The following is a 22,712-nucleotide window of genomic DNA, read 5'->3' on the forward strand; positions in this document are numbered from 1 at the left end:
TCGCCCAGAATATCCGGCAACGAGAAGGTAGATTCGTCGGGTGCCTCCTGAGCTCGAAGATATCGCAGAACAGCTGACACTCGACTCGTCGGCAGCCATCGGCATCCCGCTCGCGCTTGTCGCAGCGGTACTGCTCGCGATCGGAACGCAGTTCCAACACCGGGGTGTGAGCCTCGTGAACGCCGCATCAACGACGGATGGCACGACCGGTCTGAGTTTCGGACAGCTCCGCTCGCTCCTGGCTCGCCCCTCATGGGTGATCGGAACGCTCCTGCTCGGAGTGGCGATCGTCATGCAACTCACGAGCCTTGCGTTCGCCCCCCTCATCGTTGTTCAGCCCCTCGGTGCGGTAGCCCTCGTTGTGACGGCGATCGTTAATGCGCGGATCACGAAGACACCGCTCGACGCCATCTCCATTCGCGCGATTGTGATCTGTGTCGTGGGTATTGGCGCGTTCGTCACCATTGCGGCGTTCGTGGCGCAGACGCATCCGATCACCTCGACTCAACTCGTCACCGTGCTCGTGACCCTCGCCGTGGTTCTCGCTGGGTTGCTCACGACCTTCCTTATTCTCCGAGGGCGCAAGCCGAGGCCGATCTTTTACGTGATCGCGGGCGGCGTGCTGTTCGGGTTCGTCGTGACGCTCGCCAAGGTTGTTATCGATCGCGTGCGCACGATCATCTCGATTCCGAACTACCCGATCGGGCCGGCCGACCTTCTCACTCTCCTGTGCATCGTGGGTCTCATTGCCGCGGCGCTCCTCGGCACCTATTTTGTGCAAACGGCGCACTCGTCGAACCCGCCGGATCTGGTTGTGGCAGGCCTCACCGTTATCGACCCCCTCGTCGCTGTTTCTATCGGCATCATCGTGCTGGGTGAGGCGGCCGGCGCGCCGTTCTGGGCGATCATCGCCTTTGTTGTGGCCGCCGGTGTCGCCATTTACGGTGTTCTCTCGCTCGCGCGCCACCACCCGCAGGCGCTTGCCAATACGGCGATCGCCGACGCGGCGGACGGCTCTTCCCCGAAGTAGTGGGGTAGGTTAGGGCGGCGCCCAGCGCACCGCTGATGTGCTCGAGCGATCCGCTCGCTTCCCAGATGACTCTTGCACCCCAGACAAAGGAATTCTTCGCCCGTGGCTGACATTTCGCGACGTACGTTCGATGAGAACTCGCCGCGACTTCGAGTTCTTATCGGCGCCGATACCTTCGCACCGGAGATCAATGGCGCCGCGAGCTTCATTGCGCGTCTCGCCGCAGGCCTCGTGATTCGCGGTCACGATGTCCACATCATGGCCCCCTCCTACGACGGTCGTCTCGGTGCGATCGAGGAGGTACACGAAGGCCAACGGATGACCGTGCATCGTGTCCGGTCCTGGCGCTGGTACCCGCACCCCACCTTCCGTTTCCTGCTCCCCTGGCGGGTGAAGGCTGAGTCCGCTCGGATCCTCGACCTGGTCAAGCCCGACGTCATCCACTTCCAGTCGCACATCGTGGTGGGGCGCGGCCTCACCATCGAGGGCGCCAAGCGGGGCATCCGTCTCATCGGCACTAACCACTTCATGCCCGAGAACCTTCTCGACCACGCGATCATCATCCCGCCGTTCCTGCGCCGGTGGGCCATCCGCCGGGCATGGGCCGCCGCCGATCGTTCCTTCAGCCGTGCCGAGCGCGTGAGCACACCGACACAGAAGGCTGCGGAGTACCTCGAGAAGAACACCTCAATTCGAGGTGTGCTTGCGATTTCGTGCGGAATCGACGCGCACAACTACGTGCCGAGTTTCGACCCGGCCGACGAAAATCTCATCGTTTTTCTCGGGCGCATTGTCGACGAAAAGCAGATCGACAAGCTCATCCGCGCTTTCGCGAAACTTTCACCCGAGCTGAACGCGAAGCTGCAGATTATGGGCACGGGGGACCAGGAGCATCGCCTCAAGACGCTCGCCTCGCAGCTTCGAGTTGCCGATCGCGTCCGCTTCGAGGGTCGTGTGACAGACGAATTCATCCGGGACAGCCTCACCAAAGCGAAGGTATTCGCAATGCCCTCCATCGCCGAACTCCAGAGCATTTCCACGATGGAGGCGATGGCGTCGGGTCTGCCCATCGTGGCGGCGGATGCGATGGCGCTCCCGCACCTCGTGCACGACGGCGAGAATGGCTTCCTCTTCACTCCCGGCAACGTCGATGAACTCGCCGAAAAGCTCACGCGAGTCCTCACCATGCCGCAGGACGAGTTGGAACGCTTCAAGCGCGAGAGCCTGTCGATCGTCGAGGCCCACGACATCCAGCGCACGCTCAACACCTTCGAGGCGCTCTACCGGGGTGAGCCGGTCTAAGCCCCGGCGTCCCCTGTGGGTTGAGGAGCCGCCGAAGGCGGCGTCCTTGTGGGTTGAGGAGCCGCCGAAGGCGGCGTCCTTGTGGGTTGAGGAGCCGCCGAAGGCGGCGTCTCGAAACCCCCAACCCCCGACTTATCCACACCCCTCTACTCACGGTGCTTCGTTTGTCGGTGCCCCCTGATGCACTGTTTCTATGCCCGGTTCGCCCACCCTCGACGAGGCGCCCATCCTCCTGGATGAGTCCCTCCCCGACACACGTGCGCTTTTCGGGATGGCGCGCGCGGAGTTCGCCCAGTCGGCGGCAACACGCGCTCACGCGGAGCTCGTGGCCGCGATCGCCGACACGGTGCGGGAGGCGCGCGAGTTCCCGTACGCGTTTGTCGAGAACCTTCGTTCCAACGATGACGCGGTGGAGTTCGCCACTCGCGCTATCGTCGCCGATCTGGCGGTCCGCCTCGGCTTGTCGGAGGGAACGGTTCGCACTTACGCGCACGAGGCAGACCTCCTCCGCGTTCGTGCGCCTCAGGTCTGGTACTGGTTCCGTGAGGGCGAGTGTTCTATTCAGAACGCCCGCACTGCGGCGGAACAGTGTGCAAACCTCCCGGAGGAGGTATGGCCCGCCTTTGACGCAGCTATGGCCGACCTTCGCCGTCTCGCGCCTGCTCGTTTCCGTTCGAGTGCGGCGCGGACCGCCGCTCGGCTATCGAGTGCGGACCTCACGGAACGTCACACGCTCGCGGCCGTCGGCCGGCGCGTGTGGGTCGATCCCGCGCCGGACGGCATGGCATGGTTCAACGCGTTACTCTCGGCCGAGGAAGCCGCTCGTGCCTACGCGATCGTGGATGCCCGCGCTCGAGCCTTGGCGTCGGCTCCTGGGGAGTCTCGGACGCTCGCGCAACTGCGTGCGGACGTCATGACCGACCTCGTGGCGGGCCGACTCGGCGATTCTCGGGGCGCGAGTGTCACCGTCGCGGTCACAGTTCCCGTCATGACGCTGCTCGGCCTCGACGAGGCGCCAGCCACGCTCGACGGCGTGACACCCATCGAAGCAGAGACGGCCCGTCGTTTGAGTGCACATGCGCCGTCGTTTACCCGTATTCTCACCCACCCCATCTCCGGTGTGGTCCTGGACATCGACCGTGGTACCTATCGTGTTCCCGCGGATCTGGCTCGCACCATCCGTGCACTCCACCCGATCTGCGACTTCAGCGGATGCGGACGCCCGGCGAGCGCGTGCGACCTCGATCACACGCTTCCCTTCGGCAGCCGTGGCCCGACTTCGGGAGCGAACGTCGGCCCGCTCTGCCGCAACCACCACCGCGTTCGACACCACACGACCTGGCTGCTGGAACGTGACGCGAGCGGACTTCTGTGGACGAGCCCCACCGGCCACTCCACGAGGGGCGATCCGCCGCCGTTCTAACCCCGACCGTAACCGGGGTGTTCGAACTGGAGCGTCCATCCCGGTGCCGCGGGCCCCTGTATCGTTGACTCGGCTCGCTCGACGACGCGCGCGCCACGGGGCGGTAGCTCAGCTGGTTAGAGCAGCGGACTCATAATCCGTCGGTCACGGGTTCAAGTCCCGTCCGCCCTACCAAGGATTTTTTCCGCTCAGTTCCACTTCACAGGCTGCTGCGCACCCGCGTGGACCGTGGGTAGTCAGTTTGAGAGATGACCGGCACCCAGTCGGGTGTGTTGGCTAACGCGATGTCAACTATTTCTGGGGGAGTGAGAACCGAGTAAGCCGAACCGTCAATTCCCGCGGGTTTGGTGAGCTCATTGACGTGCTGACTGGATTCCGCACCGTCACTCTTACGGATGACGGGGCCCCACACTCGTACGGAGTCGATCCGCCAGCTCCCATCTCGGTAGCCCCACGAGACCGTGGCCTTCTTGATGCGCGCGGTGCGCTGACCGACGACCATGGTGAAGTCCGTCATGAGCGGCGTTGTTGCAGACACAACGACCTGCGTTGTCGTCTCGACGAGGGTGATGTGCACAGTGGATGCCCTTCCGCTCAGAGGCTGCTCGGAAGCCCCGGCGTGCGCGAGTAGCCGGACTCACTGATCGTGGGAGTCCAGTCGGGCGCGTTGGCCAGTGCGAAGTCGAGAATTTCCCCGGGTGTGACCTCGCCGTACGAACGCATCCCGGCGGGATAGGTGGCGAAGCTCACGGTCTGAGTGGAATCTGCTCCGTCACTCTTACGCACGATGGGCCCCGAGAGTTGAACGAACCCGATCACCCACGCCCCATCCTGATACGTCCAGTACACCTCCGCCTCAGTGATCCGCGCCGTTTTCGCCTTCACCGGCATCGTGAAATCGTCGATCGAGAGGATGCTGTACGCCTTAACCAGCGCGTGCGTTGTCGTCTCTCCCACCGCGATATCCATGCTCGGGAGCATACCCGGAGCCAGGTGGGCTTCCACAGCGTCTACGACGCCGTGTGTTATCCCTGCGCGCTGGCTTGGGAGGCGATCTCGGTGAGTTCCTCGGGCATGAGCAGCTCTGACTTGTCTCCGTTGACGAAGAGTGTCGGGGTGCCTTCGACTCCGGCATCCTGCGCGGCGATTGTGTTGCTGAGGATCCAGCGCGCGTACTTGCCATCGCGCACACACGACAGGGTCGCGTCATCCGTGATGCCCTGCTCGTCCGAAAGGTAGGTGGCGAAGTCGTCGTCGGTCCAGAGGTCTGTCTCGGCGCCGTGGATCTCGAACAGGCCCGCGCGCACGTCGAGCCACTTGTCGGGTGCGTGCTCGGCGACACAGGTGGCGGCGCTTCCCGCGTTGGCACCGTAGTTGGAGACGAAGCGGATGCTGTGAACCTCGAGCGAGATCTCGCCCTTCGAGATCAGGTCGTTGAACGTGTCTCCGATGAGTGCTTCGTAGTCCTGGCAGTGGGGGCAGGAGAAGTCTTCCCACAGTGACAGCGCGATGGGGGCGTCGGGATCTCCGACGGTGACGCTGGTGCCCCCGACCTCGAACGGAACGCCGCCAGCACCATTCACGGTGACCTCGGTGGATGCCTCGGGAACGTTGACGACCGTCGCGGCCTGATTGGCGGCGATAACTGCACCAGCGATACCACCGACCACGACGAGCGCACCGACGATAATCGACACCTGGATGAGCACCCGGCGGCGACGCTCCTTGCGCTCGTGCTCCTTGCGGACCTCGTTGGCCCGCTGGCGCGCCTCGAGAAGCTTGTCGTTCTTCGGGGTCATGTTTGTCGACTCCTCTGTCGTGCCGCATGACGCGGCGTCCTGCCCAAATCCTCGGACTACGCTACAGGACGCAGTCTGGGGGGTGGCGCAGCTACCGTAGGTCGCGCATCCGCGCGGCAGCGCCCTTTCCTTGCCCGACACGGCGTTCCGATGTCACGGCGAGAACGAGGAGCACGGCGCCGGCCGTGGCGAGTGTGATCCACCATGGTTGAGCCCCGATGTTCTGACCGATCTGAACGGTGAAGACAACGAGGTTCTCGATAGGGAGCACGATGATGCCGAGAATGAACGGTGCCGCCAGTCGCCGAAGGTTGCCGATCATGATCGCAACGAGGGCGAGCACGATGACGAGCACCGCGCGTTCGGTGCGCGGATCGGTTCCGGTCGCGAGGATCGACGGGAGGAAGGTGACGACAAGCCCGGGCGTGTAGAGCGCCCACGACCGCGTGAAACCTAACGGCCACGACCAGAACGTGGCCTTGTTGTCGCGGGATGCCCGTGATGCGATCACTCCGGCGGCGATCAAGGCTGCGCCCATCGGCAGCGAATACGCTTCCACTCTGAGTTCGCGTGCCGACCAACTGGCCACGGCCGCCGACCACGCCAGAGCGAAGGTGATGACGACGGGGGGAAGGATGACGGGTCTCGTCAGTCCGCGCACGACGGTGACGATCATGATCGCGAGGAGGGTGAGGCTGAGGAGAAGAAGCGTGATGATCGAAAACCAATCGTCACCTCGCGCGGCCACCGGGCCCACCGTCGCGAAGGTCAGCGCTGGCACGAGTACCCAGCGACGTGCCGCATCCGGAACGCTCACCCCGTTGGATGGAGCCGCGAGGAGTGCTCCGGCAGCGATGGCGATCACCGTGGATGCGCCGGTGTAGAGCAGAACGGTCGGCATCGGCATCCCGTCCATGCCGACACCGTCGTATCCGAGCGCGAACCGGACCGACTGAATGACACCACCCGAGCTGGCGAGCAGGGCGATGACGAGCGAGGGAACACGAACGTGGGGTAGCTGCTCGAATGCCCCGATGCGCGCGATTCTCGGAGTGAGACCGGCGAAGAGGACGAGCACCGTGGCGATGCCGAGCAGAAGCCACGCGCGCCAGGGCGTGATGCCGTTCGAGCCGACCGCTGCGAGGGCGACAAGGACGGGTGCCACTGCGGTGGCGAGCCCGGCCGCATACAGCCCGCGCGCCGAGAGAACAAACCCCGGGAGGCCTCGAACCACGAGGAAGAGCCCAACCGCCGCAGCGCCAAGAGTGGGTGGGAGCAGGTATGGCTCGAGTCCGGTGACACCGTTCAGCGCCCAGATCGACCACAGGGCGCCGGTGAACGAGGCACCGGCGACCGGCCAGCCGTATCGACGTCCACCGAACACTGCCGTGGCAATCGCACCCGATCCCAGGATGATCAGCACGATGAGGGTCGTGGGAAGCCCTGCCGCCGCTCGCACGAGCGCGAGAACGATGGCAAACACCGCCGTCACGAGTGAGGACACCTCGAGCGCGATTCTCGAGGCACGCGCGTGGGCGGCGGCAACACCGCGAATCTCTAACGCGCCCCCGATGAGACGCGTCGCGGGAAGCACACAGGCGATGATCGCCGCGATCACGGGCAGGGTCACGGGGGAGGCGCTCACGGTGAGGAAATGTGCACCGAGGGAGATGATCGCCACCGCAGTCGCGGGAACGACGAGCGCGGCAGCGATCGTGCGAAGCGCTCCCGTCAGACCCTCGCGCCGACCAAGGAGGATCACGATGAGGAGCGCCACGATGACCGAGGTCGAGAGCCCCGTCCATCCGCTACGTTCCACGAACACGGTGGCAACTCCGATGAGGAACGGCACGGAGGTGACGGCGAGGATCGCGTACCAGTGAGCGGTTCGCGGCCATGGAGCGACGGTGGCGATGAGGGCGGCCACCGCGGCGGTCGAGGTAGTGAGACAGAGCACCGCGATGACGTCGAGTCCCGTGAGTGCGAGGCCCGCGGAGAGTACGACGAGAGCCCATCCGTATCCCACCGCGGTGTATGCGGGGCGTATGGGGCCGGGGACGAGTCGGGCGAGAAGGACGATGACCGCGAGCCCTGCCGCGCCGCCACCAACTCGCAGCGATTCGTCCTGCCACGCGATGATCGCCGCGAGCACAACAAGAACGTGGGCCGCGACAACGAAGGGCATCCGGATGCCCGCCCGCAGCGATCGCGCGCGTTTCACGAACGACAGCACGACCCCCAGTGCCGATGCCACGCCGAGGGCAATGACGACCCGCGCGAGGTCGCTGAACCACGTCCACGTGGCGACGTAGACGATCGCGGCGGCGATGTGCCATGCCGCCACCGGCAGGAAGTAGCGTGCGATGGGGTCCACCTGCTGGGCGCGTCTCCACACGGCTCTCAGCAGGATCGCCGCAATCGCTCCCGCTCCCAGGCTCAGGGCAAGTGGGAGTGCGAGTTCCGCACCACCGAACATGCCGGGATCGGCTTCACCACCTCGGAACAACACGCCGAATAGCACGACCGGCAGGAGCGACAGCGCCGCGGGCACTGACCAGATGAGCGAGATCGTCCACGCGCCGAGCCTCAGCATCCAACGGTCGAGGTGGGGCGTCTGGGGAAGCAACGCGCTGAGGGCGACAACGACCACGGCCGCTCCGGCGATGAGGGCGAATATCCACGCACCGTCGGTGACGACGATGGTCGAGAAAGCGCTGGCCGAGAGTGCAAGGAGCGCTCCCGTCAGCCAGCTCCACCAGTCATTCGCTGCGAAACGGGCTGACAGGCCAGCGATGGCGGCGAGGAGTAGGAGGCTCAGCCCAGAACCGGTTGAACGCTCCACTCCCATGGTGTCGTTTGCGAGGAGCAAAACGAGCACGGCACCTATGGCGAACAACTGGAGAACAAGCCCCGTTGTGGCATCGGCGCGCAGGGTTGAGCCAAACCGGCGTGCGAGTGCCGGATGCACCAGATACGCGAGGAGCGGCACCGCCGCGGCTCCCACCAACCCGAAGGGGACCCCCCACATGCTGCCGGCACTGGTGCCGATGCTGCTGCCGATGAGCAGTGGCACCAGCGTTGCGGTGACCGTTCCGATCCAGACGGGCGATCGCAACACGACGAGTGCGCCAAAACTGAGGAGGAGCGCTGATGCCACGGCGACGGCACCGGCAGCGACAAGGAGCTTCGTCGAGAGGTCGTCAACGGGCTCGGTGACCGCCCACACGTCGAGAGCGACAAATACCGTGCCGAGCGAACCTACGGCCTCGGCGGAGAAACGAAGACGTGCGCGGGCAAGCAACCACGCAGCACCGAAGAACAGGAGGGTGAATCCCGCCACGATGGCCGTGCGGATCTCGAAGCTGTCGAGATCGGGGTTGAAGAAGGTGAAGACGATCGCGGCGATGGCGACGAGTCCGGCACCAACCACGGCGAGGATCGACTGCAGGCTTACCCCAGAACTTGCGGTGGCGGGCTTGGTCGCTGGCGCAGCAGCGGCGGGTGTGCTCTGGACTGCCACCGGAGTAGACGGAGCCGTAGCCGTGACGACGGCGGTCGCGCCCGTCGCGGGCGACGCCTCCGTGAGCCGCTGTACGAGAGCCTGGCGCGCCTCGAGGGCGACCGCGGCATCCTCGGACGCCTGAAGAATGCTCCACGCGAGCGGACCCTGCAGGTCGGCACCGCAGCTGCCGCAGACGGGGCCGGCGAGGCCTCCACCGCAGCGTGGGCATAGGTTGCGATTCCGTAGTTTTCGGATGACGGGGTCGACCCAGGTCTCAGGCATGGCGGTCAGTCTAGGGTCGAAAAATGATCGTCTGTCGACATGCGCGTCGAGCTGTGAATGCTGTCCCCGGTCGCTGCTAGCGTGAACGACGTGACCGAGACGCCGGAACAGAAGACCCCCCAGGAGCAGCTGGACTACTACCACTCGCGACGGGAAATGGCGGTGGTTCAACCTCAGGGCAGCCTCGCTCTCGTCAACACCCAGTGGATCGATAGTGAACAGCCCGTGTGGGGTGTGCCCGGTGTCTGGGCGCCGGCGGAGGGTGGACTGACGGTCACCGCTGCGGCGGCCGACGGCATCTACGTTGACGGTGAACTCGTCGACGGCTCAACCTTCGTGCGTGGCAAGGATTCCGCCGAGCCGAGCGCCATCGTCTTCAACGACACAACCAGCGGGTTTGTCATTGCGGGTGATGACGGGCACTACGGCTTGCGTGTCTTCGACGGCAACTCCGAGGCCATCCAGGAGTTCGGCGGCATCTCGATCTTCGACTACGACCCGGAGTGGGTCATCACCGGAACGTTCACCGAGAACCCCGCCGGTACGACCCTCGGCTTCGAGCAGCTCAAGAGCGACGGTCAGACGAAGGAGAAGGTGATTCCCGGCGAGATTACGTTCACCAAAGACGGGGTCGACTACAACCTGGCCGCATTCAAGGCTGGCAGGGCACTCCAGCTCGTGTTCGCAGACGCGACGAACGGCGACTCGACGTACAGCGTCGGACGCTTCCTTTTCCTTGCACCGAACCCGGACGGCACGATCACCCTCGACTTCAACCGAGCAGTCCTCCCGCCCTGCGCCTTCAGCTATGCCTTCAACTGCCCGCTGCCACCCAAGCAGAATCGATTCTCTGTGGCCATCGAGGCCGGGGAGAAGAATGTGCTCGCCAAGAGCGGTGCGCTGCTCCACGGTTGAGCGGATGCCGTGACCGCGGCATCCACGATCGTTCTGGATCACCGCTCCGGCACCTTCTTCGCGTCGATCGACGACGGGCGCGAGCGCGAGGTTCGGGACCTGGCATCCTTTGTGGCCGATCGCGAACGCGAGCGTCCGAGGTGGGTGTGGGATGACACCTCCTGGTGGTACCCGCGGCTTCTCGCGGAGGGCGTGCGAGTGGAGCGATGTTTCGACTTGCGCCTGTGTCGGACGATCCTGCGGCGGTCCCTGCTGACCGCGGAGTCCGAACTGGCTCGCGCCCCCCTCGACGGCTGGGACAACGCGCGCGCTCCCGAGGTGCCTCCGTCTGGTGCCCTCTTCGAGTTCGAGGCCGCGCCGAGGGAGCCCGACGATCCCGTCGCCGAGTTCCGTCGGCAACGCACCGCCGTCGCCGGGAGTGCCGAACCCCCGCGGGTCGACTTGCTGCTCGCCGCCGAATCGGTGGGCGCGCTCATCGCGTCAGAACTGAACCATGCCGGTCTGCCGTGGGATGTCGAGCGTCACGGCGAACTCCTCACCGAGGTTCTCGGTGCCAGGCCGTCGCCCGGGCAGCGACCGCTTCACATGCAGCGAACGCTCGATCGGCTCCGCGCCGCGCTCGATGGTGCGGAGGTGAACCCCGATTCTCCTGTCGAGTTGCTCCGTGTGTTGCGACGAGCGGGACTCGACGTGTCGTCGACCTCGAAGTGGGAGCTCGCCGAGCACGATCACCCTGCGATCGAACCGCTGCTCGAGTACAAGCGTCTCGCGCGTCTTCTGTCGGCAAATGGATGGAACTGGCTCGAGACCTGGGTTCGTGACGGACGGTTCCGAGCCGATTTTGTGCCGGGTGGTGTTGTAACCGGGAGATGGGCCACGAGTGGGGGAGGTGCGCTGCAGCTCCCCAAGCAGATCCGTGGTGCCGTTATCGCTGACCCTGGGTGGGTGTTCGTTGTGGCGGATGCCTCGCAACTGGAGCCGCGCATCCTCGCCGCCCTCTCCGGCGATCGGTCCATGATCGCAGCGGCTGGCGAGACCGACATGTACAACGCGATTGTCGCCAGCGGTGCCGTCGACACCCGCGAGCACGCCAAGATCGGGATGCTCGGCGCCATGTACGGCGGAACCACCGGCCAGAGCGGTCGTCTCCTGCCTCGCCTCGCACGGGCCTATCCGCGGGCGATCGGATTCGTCGAGGATGCTGCGCGAACGGGGGAGCGTGGCGGTCAGGTGATGACGAGACTCGGCCGCACCTCGCCGCTGCCTGACACCGCGTGGTTTCAGAGTCAGCGGGACGCGTCATCGGAGGGTGCGACCCCGGCGGGTGTTGCTGCCGCTCGAACGCGTGCTCGCGCGTTTGGACGGTTCACCCGGAACTTCGTTGTGCAGGGCACGGCCGCAGAGTGGGCGTTGTGCTGGTTGGCGGGCATCCGTCAGCGGTTGTCGGCCCTCGCGGGGCACGGGTGGTTTACGACGTCGGCCCACCTCGTCTTTTTTGTTCACGATGAGGTCGTTGTCCACTGCCCGATCGAGCACGCTCCCGACGTAGAGCGTGAGCTTCGCGAGGCAGCGTCGGCGGCAGGACGTTTGCTCTTCGGGGATGCCGGGCCCTCGTTCCCCGTGACCGTCGCCACGGTCCGTTCCTATGCCGACGCGAAGTGACGCCACGCCGGGAATCACATGCTTGTGATTTCGGGGAGTTGTCGGCGATAATGAGGCCAGCGGGTTCGCCCGTTCCAATTTCACAGTCCGCACACGTTGCACCGTTCATCTGGGTCGATGGGGAAGTCGCACCCAACCAGAACGGAGATCGACGTGACTGCACAGAGTGTTTCTCGAAACACGGCTCGTGGGGTGCTTTTTGTGCACTCCGCGCCACGCGCGCTGTGCCCACACATCGAGTGGGCGGCAGGTCGCGCCCTTGAGCGCGCCGTCAATTTCGATTGGATCGAGCAGCCCGTTCTCAAGGGCTCGCTTCGTACCGAGTTCTACTGGGAGGGCCCGCGCGGCACAGGCGCACGGCTCGCATCGGCACTTCGGGGGTGGGAGCACCTCCGCTATGAGGTGACGGAGGACGCTGGCCTCGGTACGGACGGCGGGCGTTGGATGCACACACCCGACCTCGGCATTTTTTTCGCGCAGACCGACACGGTCGGCAACGTCGTCATCCCGGAGGATCGCATTCGATCTGCCATGGAGACGGCAGGGGCCAATGCGCTCGAACTTCATCGCGAACTCCGTCTGGCCCTGGGTCAGGCGTGGGACGACGAGCTCGACGTGTTCCGTCACGCCGGGCAAGACTCCGCGGTCGTGTGGTTGCACGCCGTCGGGTAACGGAAGAAAGTGGTTAGGCCGGAGGAACCATGGACACGCTGAATCGCGAACTGACGGAACTGCTCGACGAGGTGGCACCACCCCTCATCGACCTGGAGCAACTCGAACGACTCGTCACCGAGGACGACTTGATCCAGTTCGACGGGGAGTGCCTACTGCACGACGGCTGCAGGCCCATCGGCCGCTAGCTGCGACCTAGTTGTAGCTGCGGAAGGCGGCCACGGAGTTGTGGCCACCGAAGCCGAACGAGTTGCTGAGCGCCAGCAACTCTCCGTCCCCGAGCGCACGAGGCGCGGTCACGACGTCGAGGGGGATCTCCGGATCCTGCTCCGTGAGGTTGATGGTCGGCGGTGCCGTGCGGTTGTGGAGTGCCAGGATCGTGAAGATGGCCTCCAGAGCGCCGGTTCCACCGAGGAGATGACCGGTCGCCGCTTTTGTCGCGGACACGGCGATTGACGGAAGGTGATCGCCGAACACGCGAGCCATGGCGTTGTACTCCGCGATGTCGCCGACGGGTGTGCTCGTCGCGTGGGCGTTGATGTGCGCGACATCCGTCGGACTCGCCCCGGCCATCTCGATCGCGGCCTTCATCGCACGAGCCGCGGCCGAACCCTCGGGGTCGGGTGCGGTGATATGGAACGAGTCACTCGTGACGGTGCCGCCGGCGAGCTCCGCGTAGATGCGGGCACCGCGCGCGAGGGCGTGCTCCTCGGTCTCGAGCACGATCGAGCCAGCACCCTCACCGAGCACAAAGCCATCTCGGGACACGTCGTACGGTCGCGAGGCGGTCTCGGGGCTGTCATTGCGCTTGGAGAGTGCCTGCATCGACGCGAACGCTGCGATCGGCAGGGGATGCACGACCGCCTCGGTTCCGCCCGCGATCACGACATCGGCGAGACCCAGCTGGAGGTGGGCGTAGGCGTTGGCAATTGCCTCTGTGCTCGATGCGCACGCCGACACATCGGTGCGGGCGTAGGCGCGAGAGGGGATGGACATGCTGATCGCGGCCGCGGCGGCGTTCGGCATGAGCATCGGAATGGTCATCGGAAGGACCCGGCGAGGGCCCTTCTCACGCAGGGTGTCCCATGCGTCGAGGAGCGTCCACAGACCACCGATACCGGTGGAGTAGTCGACACCGACGCGGATGGGATCGACGTCGGGGGAGCCAGCATCCGCCCACGCCTCACGGGCTGAGATGAGGGCGAACTGGCTGGAGGGGTCGAGACGCTTGGACTCGACACGTTCGAGAACCTCTTCGGGGCGGACCTTGGCCTCAGCCGCGAAGGTGACGGGGAGCTCGTACTGCTCAACCCAGTCGTGTGTGAGGGTGTGTGCGCCCGATTCGCCTGCGAGGAGTGCCTCCCAGGACTCGGGAGCGGTCCCGCCGAGCGGGGAGGTGGCACCGATACCGGTGACGACGATCTTTTTGGTCATTTCACGTTCCTGTCGTGTACTGCGTGGTGCGCTTGCGCATCAGCGAGGCGGCCAGCCGGGGAACCGGCTGGCCGGCCGCTGATGTTGTTCAGCCCTGCGCGCTGGTGATGAAGCTCACGGCGTCGCCGACGGTCTTGAGGTTCTTGACCTCTTCGTCGGGAATCTTGACGTCGAACTTCTCTTCAGCGTTGACGACGATCGTCATCATCGAAATGGAGTCGATGTCGAGGTCGTCGGTGAACGACTTGTCCAGCTCGACGGTGTCCGTCGCAATGCCGGTCTCGTCGTTGATGAGCTCGGCCAGGCCGGCCAGTACTTCTTCCGTGGACAATGCCATTGTTGTTTTCTCCTTGATGGTGTGAAGTGACCGCTAAGCAGTTTAGGGGAGGACGACGACCTGGGCCCCGAAGACGAGGCCCGCGCCGAAGCCGATCTGCAGCGCGAGACCTCCGCTGAGTTCCGGGTGCTCCTCGAGTAACCGGTGCGTGGCAAGCGGTATCGATGCGGCACTCGTGTTGCCGGTGGTGGCGATGTCGCGCCCGACGAGCACCGTCTCAGGCAGACCGAGTTGCTTGGCGAACTCGTCGATGATGCGCATGTTGGCCTGGTGAGGGATGAACGCGGCGAGATCGGATGCTTCGACTCCGGCAACCTCGAGTGCCTGACGCGCGACCTTCGCCATCTCCCACACTGCCCAGCGAAAAACGGTCTGACCGTCCTGTCGGAGCGTGGGCCACGGAGCATCGCCGTTGCGGAAGTCAACGAGTGTCGCGTTCATGCCAACGGACCCGGCCTTGGAACCGTCGGAGCCCCACACGGGTGCTGCGACCCCGGGGAAGTCACTCGGGCCGATGACCACTGCGCCCGCCCCATCGCCGAGGAGGAACGAGATCGTGCGGTCCGTGGGGTCGACGATGTCCGAGAGCTTCTCTGCCCCGATCACGAGTGCGTAGTGGGCTGCGCCGGCCCTGATGAGGGCATCCGCCTGGGTCACTCCGTAACTGAACCCCGCGCACGCGGCGTTCTCGTCGTAGGCGGCCGCAGGGTTGGCGCCGACGCGGTCGGCGACGACAGCGGCCATCGACGGCGTCTGCTGCACGTTGCTGATGGTTGCGACGATCACGAGATCGATGAGTTCCGGGGCGACTCCCGCGCGCTCGATGGCTTCGCGCGCGGCATCCGTCGCCAGGTCCACCGCGAGGACGTCAGCGGATGCCCGTGTGCGGGTCGAAATGCCCGTGCGCTGCTTGATCCACTCGTCGCTCGAGTCGATCGGGCCGACCAGATCGTCGTTGGGGACGACGAGATCGCCGCGTGCCGCTCCGTAGCTGTAGATTCGCGTGAACTGGGGGCCGGTGGCCTGCTTGAGTGTTGCCATCAGGCGTCGATCATCTCGAACGCTGCGGCAAGGTCATCCGGTGTCTTGACCGCGACCGTCGGAACACCTTTCAGACCGCGCTTGACGAGGCCCACGAGTGCGCCAGCGGGTGCGAGTTCGATGATGCCCGTGACACCCGCCTCGCCCAGTGACGCCATGGTCTTGTCCCACCGCACGGGCGACGAGACCTGTCCGACGAGGAGATCGACGAACTCTTGTCCGTTCGAGACGCGTGAGCCGTCCTTGTTGGTCCAGATCGGAATAGTGGGGTCCAGGGCGACGATTCCGGCGGCCACCTCTGCCAGTGGCTCGACGGCGGGCGCCATGTACCGGGTGTGGAACGCTCCGGCGACCTGAAGCGGAATGACCCGCGTGCCGGGCACGGGGTTCGCGGCGAGCTCCGCGAGAGCGGGGAGGGCACCGGCCACCACGATTTGGCCACCGCCGTTGTAGTTCGCGGGGCTGAGCTCGAGCTCCGCCAGTCGTGCGAGGAGCTCCGCCTCGTCACCGCCGAGCACCGCGGACATTCCGGCCTGCTCGAGGGCCGCAGCATCCGCCATGGCGTTCGCTCGCTCACGCACGAAGGTGACCGCGTCGGTGTCGCTCAGGATGCCGGCACCCGCGGCGGCCGTGATCTCTCCTACAGAGTGCCCCGCTATGCCGTCGATCTTGTCGCGTCGGCCGTCGGCCAGCAGCGCCGAGAGCGTGAGGAGACCCGCTGCAACGATGAGGGGCTGCGCGATACGGGTGTCGCGGATCGTGTCGGCATCCGATGTGGTGCCGTGCGCGACGAGGTCGATGCCGACGGCGTCGGAGATCGCTCCGAGTTGGTCGGCGAATCGGGGTTCGGCGAGCCACGGCTCGAGGAAACCTGGGGTTTGAGAGCCCTGACCGGGCGCAACGATAACGATCACCGGTCTAGTCTGCCAACGATCGAGCCGGATGCTGTGGCGACAGTCCCACAAACATCCGCTGGTGCGTTGTGCGATACCTCAGACCGTGCCCGGAACTCGGCTAGAAAGAGCGAGAACCGGACTGCTGCCCGGCGCGTTTGCGCTCCGCGGGATCTGCGATGGAGCCGACGATGAGTGCCGACTGCAGAATGAGCGCCTCACGTGCGCCCGTGGCATCCCACCCGATCACGTCGCTCACCCGTTTGAGTCGGTAGCGCACGGTGTTCGGGTGGACGAAGAGCTCGCGCGCCGTCGCCTCAAGGGATCTCCCGTTGTCCAGGTAACACCACAGGGTCGTCAGGAGGTCCGTGGAGTGTGCTTGAAGCGGCTTGTAGATCTTGTTGATGAGGGTGGCGCGTGCCAGTGGATCGCCAGCGAACGCACGTTCTGGCAGCAGATCGTCGGCCAGGGTGGGGCGGGGAGCGTTGCGCCAGGACCGAGCGACGGCGAAGCCCGCGAGCGCCGCTTTCGCACTGCGTGCCGCGTCGACGAGAGTCGGAACCTCTGGTCCGAGCACCAGATGGCCGGAGCCGAATCCCGGCTCGAGCTGTTCGGCGATGGTGAGGAAGGGCATCGGCGGAGCGGCATCCGGGTCCTCGGACGCTGGGCTCGCGCGGCCGATGACGAGCACCAGTCGCGAGCCCTGGACGCCGATGAGTACGTCAGCGTCGAGGTGCCTGGCGGTGCGACGCAATTGGTCGACGTCGAGCATCTTGGGCGCAGTCCCGACGAGCACACACACTTCGCCGTGGCCGTTCCAGCCGAGGGCCGCGATACGGCTGGGCAGCTCGTTGTCGTACTCGCCGGACAGGATCGAATCGACGACGAGGGCCTCGAGGCGGGCATCCCACAAACCGCGTGCCTCGGCCGCACGCGCATAAACGTCGGCCGCGGCGAAAGCGATCTCGCGCGAGTACAGGAGGATGGCCTCCTTGAGAACGTCATCGCCGTCGCCGACGCGTTCCTCGACCACCTCAACGGTGATTCGGATGAGCTGGAGTGTCTGCGTGAGGGATACCGAGCGAAGGAGCTCCCGTGGGGCGGCTCCGAAGACGTCCGCGGCGATCCACGGGATCGATTTGGGGTCCTCGAACCACGAGATGAAACTCGTGATGCCGTTCTGGGCAACGAGGCCGACCGCCGAGCGCCGCCCTGGTGGCATGTCGCCGTACCAGGGCAACGTCTCGTCGAGTCGCTTGAGTGTTGCGGTAGCAAGCTCGCCGGAGATGGTTCTCAACCAGGCGAGCGTCTGCTCCTTCGTTTTTGGTGCCACGATCGGCTAGCTTTCGCCGCCCGCCGATCCGGTCGTACCCGCGTTGACGTCGTGGAGGCGGTACTTGTCGATCGCGTAGGCAACGGCGCCCGGGTCGATCTGTCCGCGGCGGGCGAGCGACTGGAGGGTGCGTACGACGATCGACGGGCCGTCGATCACGAAGAAGCGTCGCGCCGCGGCACGCGTGTCGGAGAAGCCGAAGTTATCGGCACCGAGCGTCGCGTAGTCGCCGGGCACGAACGGGCGGATCTGATCCGGAACGGCGTGCATGAAGTCGCTCACCGCAACGAACGGCCCGTCCGAACCCGAAAGCTTCTGGGTCACGTACGGAACCTTGGGCTGGTCGTTCGGGTGAAGGAGGTTGTATTCGTCTGCGGCGATACCGTCGCGACGCAGCTCGGTCCACGACGTCACCGACCACACGTCCGCTGCGACACCGAAGTCCTGCGCGAGAAGCTCCTGCGCCTCGAGAGCCCAGGGCACCGCGACACCGGAAGCGAGTAGCTGGGCACGCGGGCCTTCAATGCGCGGGGATGCGAGGTGGTAGATGCCCTTGAGAGCGCCCTCCACATCGAAGTTCTCGGGCTCCGCCGGCTGCACGATCGGCTCGTTGTAGACCGTGAGGTAGTACATGACGCCCGGGTCCGGGTGCGAGCCGCCGTACATCCGCTCGATGCCGGCCTTCACGATGTGGCCGATCTCGTAGCCGTACGCCGGGTCGTAGGAGACAACCGCCGGATTGGTGGATGCCAGGAGCAACGAGTGACCGTCCGCGTGCTGCAGACCCTCACCCGTGAGAGTGGTGCGACCGGCCGTTGCTCCGATCACGAAACCGCGCGCCATCTGGTCGCCTGCCGCCCAGATGGCGTCGCCCGTGCGCTGGAAACCGAACATCGAGTAAAAGACGTACACGGGGATGAGCGGTTCGCCGTTCGTGGCGTACTGCGTGCCTGCCGCGGTGAAGGCCGCAAAGGCACCGGCCTCATTGATGCCGACGTGCACGATCTGGCCCTGCGGGCTCTCCTTGTAGGCGAGGAGGAGCTCACGGTCGACCGAGACGTACTGCTGGCCGTTCGGGTTGTAGATCTTCGCCGTCGGGAAGTAGGCGTCCATACCGAAGGTGCGGGCCTCGTCCGGGATGATCGGCACGATGCGATTGCCGAGACCCTTGTCGCGCAACAGGTCCTTGAGCAGACGCGCGAAGGCCATCGTGGTGGCGATCTCCTGCTTGCCGGAACCCTTCTTGACGACCTCGTAGGCCTTGTCCTCGGGCAATTCAAACTGCGTGTACCGCGAGCGGCGCTCCGGCAGGTAGCCCCCGAGTTCACGGCGGCGCTCGTGGAGGTACTGGATCGCTTCGTCGTCCTGACCAGGGTGGTAGAACGGCGGCTGGTACGGGTTCTCCTCGAGCTGGGCATCCGTGATCGGAATGTGCATGACGTCGCGGAAGAGCTTCAGGTTGTCGAGCGTGAGCTTCTTCATCTGGTGTGTCGCGTTGCGACCCTCGAAGCTCGCACCGAGGCCGTAACCCTTCACCGTCTTGGCGAGGATGACGGTCGGCTGGCCCTTGTGCTCGGACGCGGCCTTGAACGCTGCGTACACCTTGCGGTAGTCGTGTCCACCGCGCTTGAGGCCCCAGATTTGGTCGTCGGTGTAATCCTTGACCATCTCGAGGGTGCGCGGGTCGCGGCCGAAGAAGTTCTCGCGTACGAAGGCACCGCTTTCTGCCTTGTACGTCTGGTAGTCGCCGTCGGGCGTGCGGTTCATGAGGTCGCGGAGCGCTCCCTCGGAGTCGTTCGCGAGAAGGGCATCCCACTCACGGCCCCAGACGACCTTGATGACGTTCCAGCCAGCGCCGCGGAAGAAGCTCTCGAGCTCCTGGATGATCTTGCCGTTGCCGCGGACCGGTCCGTCAAGACGCTGGAGGTTGCAGTTGATAACGAAGTTGAGGTTGTCGAGTCCCTCGTTGGCCGCCCACTGCAGTGCGCCACGGCTCTCGACCTCATCCATTTCGCCATCACCGAGGAACGCCCAGACCTGCTGATCGGAGGCGTCCTTGATCCCGCGGTTGGTGAGGTACTTGTTTGACTGTGCCTGGTAGATCGCGTTGATCGGGCCGAGACCCATCGACACCGTGGGGAACTGCCAGAACTCTGGCATGAGGCGCGGGTGCGGGTAGCTCGAGAGCCCGTACGGTGCGCGCGACTTCTCCTGGCGGAACGCGTCGAGGTGCTGTTCGGTGAGACGACCCTCGAGGAAGGCGCGGGCATACATTCCGGGGGAGGCGTGGCCCTGATAGAAGATCTGGTCGCCACCGCCCGCGTGATCCTGACCGCGGAAGAACCAGTTGTGACCGACCTCGTACAGGGCGGCCGATGACGCGTACGTGGAGATGTGTCCGCCGACGCCGATACCGGGGCGTTGGGCCCGGTGAACGGTGATGGCCGCGTTCCACCGGATCCACGCGCGGTAACGGCGCTCGATGTCCTCGTTACCGGGGAATGCCGGCTCGTTCTCCGGGGCGATCGTGTTGAGGTAATCCGTAGTCGGCACCATAGGGACACCGAGGTGCAGATCCTTCGACTCCTTGAGGAGGCTGAGCATGATCTCTCGACCGCGCTCGTGTCCCGCGGCGGCGACGAGCGATCGGAGGGATTCCTGCCACTCTGCAGTCTCCTCGGGATCCTGATCGATGTTGTGGGCCGAATAGGGATCCTGGTCGTTTACCGTCACCGCTGACCTCTTCCTGGTAGAGAGATGGAGGATCGCGACGTCGGGTTACGACTGGTCGCGATCAACTACGCCAAATGAGTCTAGTTGTGGATCGGATACTGACCGTCACCAGGCGTATCATTGCCGATCGGCCCGCGATTCTGGGTGGGCAGATAAGGACTTCACCTCCGATGGCACTGGTCAATGACGTCATGGCGCCCGACTTCGAGCTCCCCAACCAGTTCGGCGAGCGCATCCGACTCTCCGAATTCCGGGGACAGCGCCCGGTTGCACTCGTGTTCTACCCGCTTGCCTTCTCGAGCACCTGCACCTCGGAACTCTGCGAGCTACGCGACAATCTGGAGCTATTCAAGAACGCCGGCATCGAACTCATCGGCATCTCGGTCGACTCGAAAGCAACACTGCGCGCCTGGGCCGAGCAAGAAGGTTACGACTTCACACTCCTCGCCGACTTCTGGCCTCATGGCGACGTCGCCAAAGACTACGGAGTGTTCTTGGAGGACAAGGGGTTCGCCACTCGCGCCACCTTCCTTATCGACGTGAACGGTGTCATCCGGGCAAGCTTCATCACCGCCCCCGGAGAGGCTCGCCCGATGGCGAACTACCGCGAGGCCGTCCAGGAGCTCCTCGCCACCGCGTAGGACTCACGCGAGGATGTTGACGGCTCTCGAAATGACGAGGGCGAGTATGACGAAGCCGGTGAGAGCCTGCAAACCCATGAGAGCTTTTGCCCGGGTTGTGAGCGGCATCACATCGGTGGGGCTGAACGCCATCATGTTGGACAGCGAGAAGTACAGGTAGTCGAAGAAGACCGGCTTCCACGCGTCATTCGCGCGCTGTTGCTGCGGAAAAAGGAAATCCTGGGGTGATTCGTCGCCGACACCCTCGAAGCGCCTCGCCACCGGACCGCCGCCGTCGAACTCCCAGAACAGCACGCCGTAGGCGACCACGTTTGTCGCCCACACCGCGAGGACGGTCAGTAGGACATTCGGGCCATCGATGGACGCGTCCAAGAGCGCCGCGATCATGAGCACCACGTACACCTGGTTGACGAGCACGAGCCCGAAACCGAACCCGAGGCTCAACCACCGGGACCAGGTGGATTCCGTGCTGAATCGGCGCGGATTCTTGACCAAAAGCGGAACAAGCGCTGCGACGCCGAGCGAGGGGAGAACCCATCGCGGCAGGATCTGCACCTGATCGGGAAGCACGGCGTAAATAGTGAACGCCGCGAGGACGACGATGGCGACGGGCCAGCGATGCTCCGCCCGAACCTTGGCAGGTGCATCCATGCCCGAAGTGTATGCCGTAGCATGGGGCACGTCGGTCCGGCGTGCCGGACAGGGGCCTTTAGCTCAGTTGGTAGAGCGCCACGTTTACACCGTGGATGTCATCGGTTCGAGCCCGGTAGGGCCCACCATCACTCGGAGGACGCCGGATGTCGCGGACCGCCGTCATGGGCGCAGGCGCGCCGGCTCTGGTCCTCGCCTCGATCCTGTGGGGCACTACGGGCACGGCGGCGAGCTTTTTCCCCGACACCGTGTCCCCGCTCGCCATCGGTGCGAGCACGATGGGCGTCGGAGGTCTCCTCCTCTTCGTCACATCGGCACGGATGTCCGTCGCAGCGTTGCGTGACCGCGCGGTGCGCACATGGGTGCTCGTGGGCGCCATCGGTGTCGTCATCTACCCCCTCGCGTTTTACCTGTCGATGGATCTGGCGGGGATCGCGATCGGTAACGTCGTGTCGCTCGGTACCGGCCCCGTCTTTGCTGCCCTCCTCGAGTGGGTGTTCGAGCGCCAACGTCTCTCGCGGCGGTGGCTCGCATGCACCGTCATGGCGATCATTGGAGTGGTGCTCCTGGCTTTTGGCGGTCACGGTGCCGGACCCGCGCCATCGGAGAGTGTTGTGCCGGGCATCCTCTCGGGAATAGTGGCCGGGTTTGCATACGCCCTGTACACCTATGCGTCGAGTCGCGCGATTCGGGCCGGTGCTCCCTCGCGGGGCGCCATGGGGTCGATGTTCGGTGTCGGAGCACTCGTTCTTGTGCCGGTGCTCCTTGCCCTGGGTGCACCGCTTCTTCAGACGGGTTTGACGATCGGTATCGCCGCCTATCTAGCCCTCGGACCGATGTTTGTTGCCTACCTGCTCTTTGGCATCGGAATGCGCACCCTCTCGAGTTCGACGGCGACAACGATCACACTGCTTGAGCCGTTCGTTGCCACGATTCTGGCTGTGGTGGTCGTGGGGGAGCGGCTTGACCCTCTCGGATGGATCGGGTTGGCCCTCATTCTCGGCGCCATAACATTCCTCACTACGGCTGGCCTCCCGGGCCGCCGACAGCGTCCGCTCTAGT

Annotated in this window: 20 protein-coding genes and 2 tRNA genes; 11 read left to right on the plus strand and 11 right to left on the minus strand. The window is 65.1% G+C overall.

All coding sequences use genetic code 11. The features are described from left to right. The first annotated feature begins 40 nt into the window (after positions 1 to 40). The 4 genes from LH407_RS13675 to LH407_RS13690 all read left to right on the plus strand — a co-directional run bounded on the left by LH407_RS13675 (position 41) and on the right by LH407_RS13690 (position 3,929). The gene (locus LH407_RS13675; protein ID WP_322133431.1) at positions 41 to 1,030 is read left to right on the plus strand and encodes a DMT family transporter; all 990 of its coding nucleotides are present in this window, start codon (positions 41 to 43) and stop codon (positions 1,028 to 1,030) included. Positions 1,031 to 1,132: 102 nt separating this feature from the next. Further along, a complete protein-coding gene (locus LH407_RS13680; protein ID WP_322133430.1) occupies positions 1,133 to 2,332 on the plus strand; it encodes a glycosyltransferase in 1,200 nt (399 codons plus the stop codon). A gap of 193 nt (positions 2,333 to 2,525) precedes the next feature. Then, a complete protein-coding gene (locus LH407_RS13685; RefSeq protein ID WP_322133429.1) occupies positions 2,526 to 3,755 on the plus strand; it encodes an HNH endonuclease signature motif containing protein in 1,230 nt (409 codons plus the stop codon). A gap of 97 nt (positions 3,756 to 3,852) precedes the next feature. Then, a tRNA-Ile gene (locus LH407_RS13690) sits at positions 3,853 to 3,929 on the plus strand. A 25-nt stretch (positions 3,930 to 3,954) separates the two neighbouring features. Here LH407_RS13690 and LH407_RS13695 read toward each other — a convergent pair. The 4 genes from LH407_RS13695 to LH407_RS13710 form a co-directional block, all read right to left on the minus strand. Further along, positions 3,955 to 4,332, minus strand: a complete 378-nt coding sequence (locus tag LH407_RS13695) for a hypothetical protein (protein WP_322133428.1) — start codon at positions 4,330 to 4,332, stop codon at positions 3,955 to 3,957. 17 nt (positions 4,333 to 4,349) lie between these two features. Continuing rightward, on the minus strand, positions 4,350 to 4,724 hold the full coding sequence (locus LH407_RS13700; protein WP_322133427.1) for a hypothetical protein: 375 nt from the start codon (positions 4,722 to 4,724) through the stop codon (positions 4,350 to 4,352). A gap of 56 nt (positions 4,725 to 4,780) precedes the next feature. Further along, the gene (locus LH407_RS13705) at positions 4,781 to 5,554 is read right to left on the minus strand and encodes a thioredoxin domain-containing protein (protein ID WP_322133426.1); all 774 of its coding nucleotides are present in this window, start codon (positions 5,552 to 5,554) and stop codon (positions 4,781 to 4,783) included. A 91-nt stretch (positions 5,555 to 5,645) separates the two neighbouring features. Further along, positions 5,646 to 9,338 carry an SCO7613 C-terminal domain-containing membrane protein gene (locus tag LH407_RS13710; protein ID WP_322133425.1) on the minus strand — a complete coding sequence of 1,231 codons (3,693 nt, stop codon included), beginning with the start codon at positions 9,336 to 9,338 and terminating at the stop codon, positions 5,646 to 5,648. A 90-nt stretch (positions 9,339 to 9,428) separates the two neighbouring features. Here LH407_RS13710 and LH407_RS13715 point away from each other — a divergent pair, with 90 nt between their 5' ends. From LH407_RS13715 to LH407_RS13730, 4 genes are all read left to right on the plus strand, one after another. Further along, positions 9,429 to 10,253 carry a DUF1684 domain-containing protein gene (locus LH407_RS13715; RefSeq protein WP_322133424.1) on the plus strand — a complete coding sequence of 275 codons (825 nt, stop codon included), beginning with the start codon at positions 9,429 to 9,431 and terminating at the stop codon, positions 10,251 to 10,253. Between the two features lie 9 nt (positions 10,254 to 10,262). Next, complete coding sequence (locus LH407_RS13720) at positions 10,263 to 11,915, plus strand: bifunctional 3'-5' exonuclease/DNA polymerase (protein WP_322133423.1); 1,653 nt, start codon at positions 10,263 to 10,265, stop codon at positions 11,913 to 11,915. A gap of 192 nt (positions 11,916 to 12,107) precedes the next feature. Continuing rightward, the gene (locus LH407_RS13725; RefSeq protein ID WP_407650663.1) at positions 12,108 to 12,587 is read left to right on the plus strand and encodes a DUF3145 domain-containing protein; all 480 of its coding nucleotides are present in this window, start codon (positions 12,108 to 12,110) and stop codon (positions 12,585 to 12,587) included. A 29-nt stretch (positions 12,588 to 12,616) separates the two neighbouring features. Continuing rightward, entirely contained in the window at positions 12,617 to 12,775 is a 159-nt protein-coding gene (locus LH407_RS13730) for a hypothetical protein (RefSeq protein WP_322133421.1), read from the plus strand. Positions 12,776 to 12,782: 7 nt separating this feature from the next. Here the strand turns inward: LH407_RS13730 and LH407_RS13735 are convergent, their stop codons facing one another. The 6 genes from LH407_RS13735 to aceE form a co-directional block, all read right to left on the minus strand. Continuing rightward, positions 12,783 to 14,021, minus strand: a complete 1,239-nt coding sequence (locus LH407_RS13735) for a beta-ketoacyl-[acyl-carrier-protein] synthase family protein (protein WP_322133420.1) — start codon at positions 14,019 to 14,021, stop codon at positions 12,783 to 12,785. A gap of 88 nt (positions 14,022 to 14,109) precedes the next feature. After that, on the minus strand, positions 14,110 to 14,358 hold the full coding sequence (locus LH407_RS13740) for an acyl carrier protein (protein ID WP_322133419.1): 249 nt from the start codon (positions 14,356 to 14,358) through the stop codon (positions 14,110 to 14,112). 42 nt (positions 14,359 to 14,400) lie between these two features. Further along, positions 14,401 to 15,399 (minus strand): beta-ketoacyl-ACP synthase III, encoded by a 999-nt coding sequence (locus LH407_RS13745; RefSeq protein WP_322133418.1) that lies wholly within the window; start codon positions 15,397 to 15,399, stop codon positions 14,401 to 14,403. After that, entirely contained in the window at positions 15,399 to 16,313 is a 915-nt protein-coding gene (locus tag LH407_RS13750) for an ACP S-malonyltransferase (protein WP_322133417.1), read from the minus strand. Before LH407_RS13750 ends, LH407_RS13745 begins: the two co-directional genes overlap by 1 nt. Before the next feature lie 100 nt (positions 16,314 to 16,413). Then, positions 16,414 to 17,625 carry a PucR family transcriptional regulator gene (locus LH407_RS13755; RefSeq protein ID WP_322133416.1) on the minus strand — a complete coding sequence of 404 codons (1,212 nt, stop codon included), beginning with the start codon at positions 17,623 to 17,625 and terminating at the stop codon, positions 16,414 to 16,416. A gap of 6 nt (positions 17,626 to 17,631) precedes the next feature. Beyond that, positions 17,632 to 20,358, minus strand: a complete 2,727-nt coding sequence (gene aceE, locus LH407_RS13760) for a pyruvate dehydrogenase (acetyl-transferring), homodimeric type (RefSeq protein ID WP_322133415.1) — start codon at positions 20,356 to 20,358, stop codon at positions 17,632 to 17,634. Between the two features lie 170 nt (positions 20,359 to 20,528). Here aceE and LH407_RS13765 point away from each other — a divergent pair, with 170 nt between their 5' ends. Next, a complete protein-coding gene (locus LH407_RS13765) occupies positions 20,529 to 20,999 on the plus strand; it encodes a peroxiredoxin (protein WP_322133414.1) in 471 nt (156 codons plus the stop codon). 3 nt (positions 21,000 to 21,002) lie between these two features. Here the strand turns inward: LH407_RS13765 and LH407_RS13770 are convergent, their stop codons facing one another. Further along, positions 21,003 to 21,650: a hypothetical protein gene (locus tag LH407_RS13770; protein WP_322133413.1), complete on the minus strand. Its 648-nt coding sequence runs from the start codon at positions 21,648 to 21,650 to the stop codon at positions 21,003 to 21,005. Positions 21,651 to 21,702: 52 nt separating this feature from the next. Between LH407_RS13770 and LH407_RS13775 the strand changes: the two genes are divergently transcribed. Together LH407_RS13775 and LH407_RS13780 are read left to right on the plus strand one after the other, a co-directional pair. Then, a tRNA-Val gene (locus LH407_RS13775) sits at positions 21,703 to 21,778 on the plus strand. 18 nt (positions 21,779 to 21,796) lie between these two features. Beyond that, on the plus strand, positions 21,797 to 22,711 hold the full coding sequence (locus LH407_RS13780; protein ID WP_322133412.1) for a DMT family transporter: 915 nt from the start codon (positions 21,797 to 21,799) through the stop codon (positions 22,709 to 22,711). Position 22,712: the final 1 nt, after the last annotated feature.

The organism is Antiquaquibacter oligotrophicus, assembly GCF_020535405.1.
Lineage (GTDB): Bacteria > Actinomycetota > Actinomycetes > Actinomycetales > Microbacteriaceae > Rhodoglobus > Rhodoglobus oligotrophicus.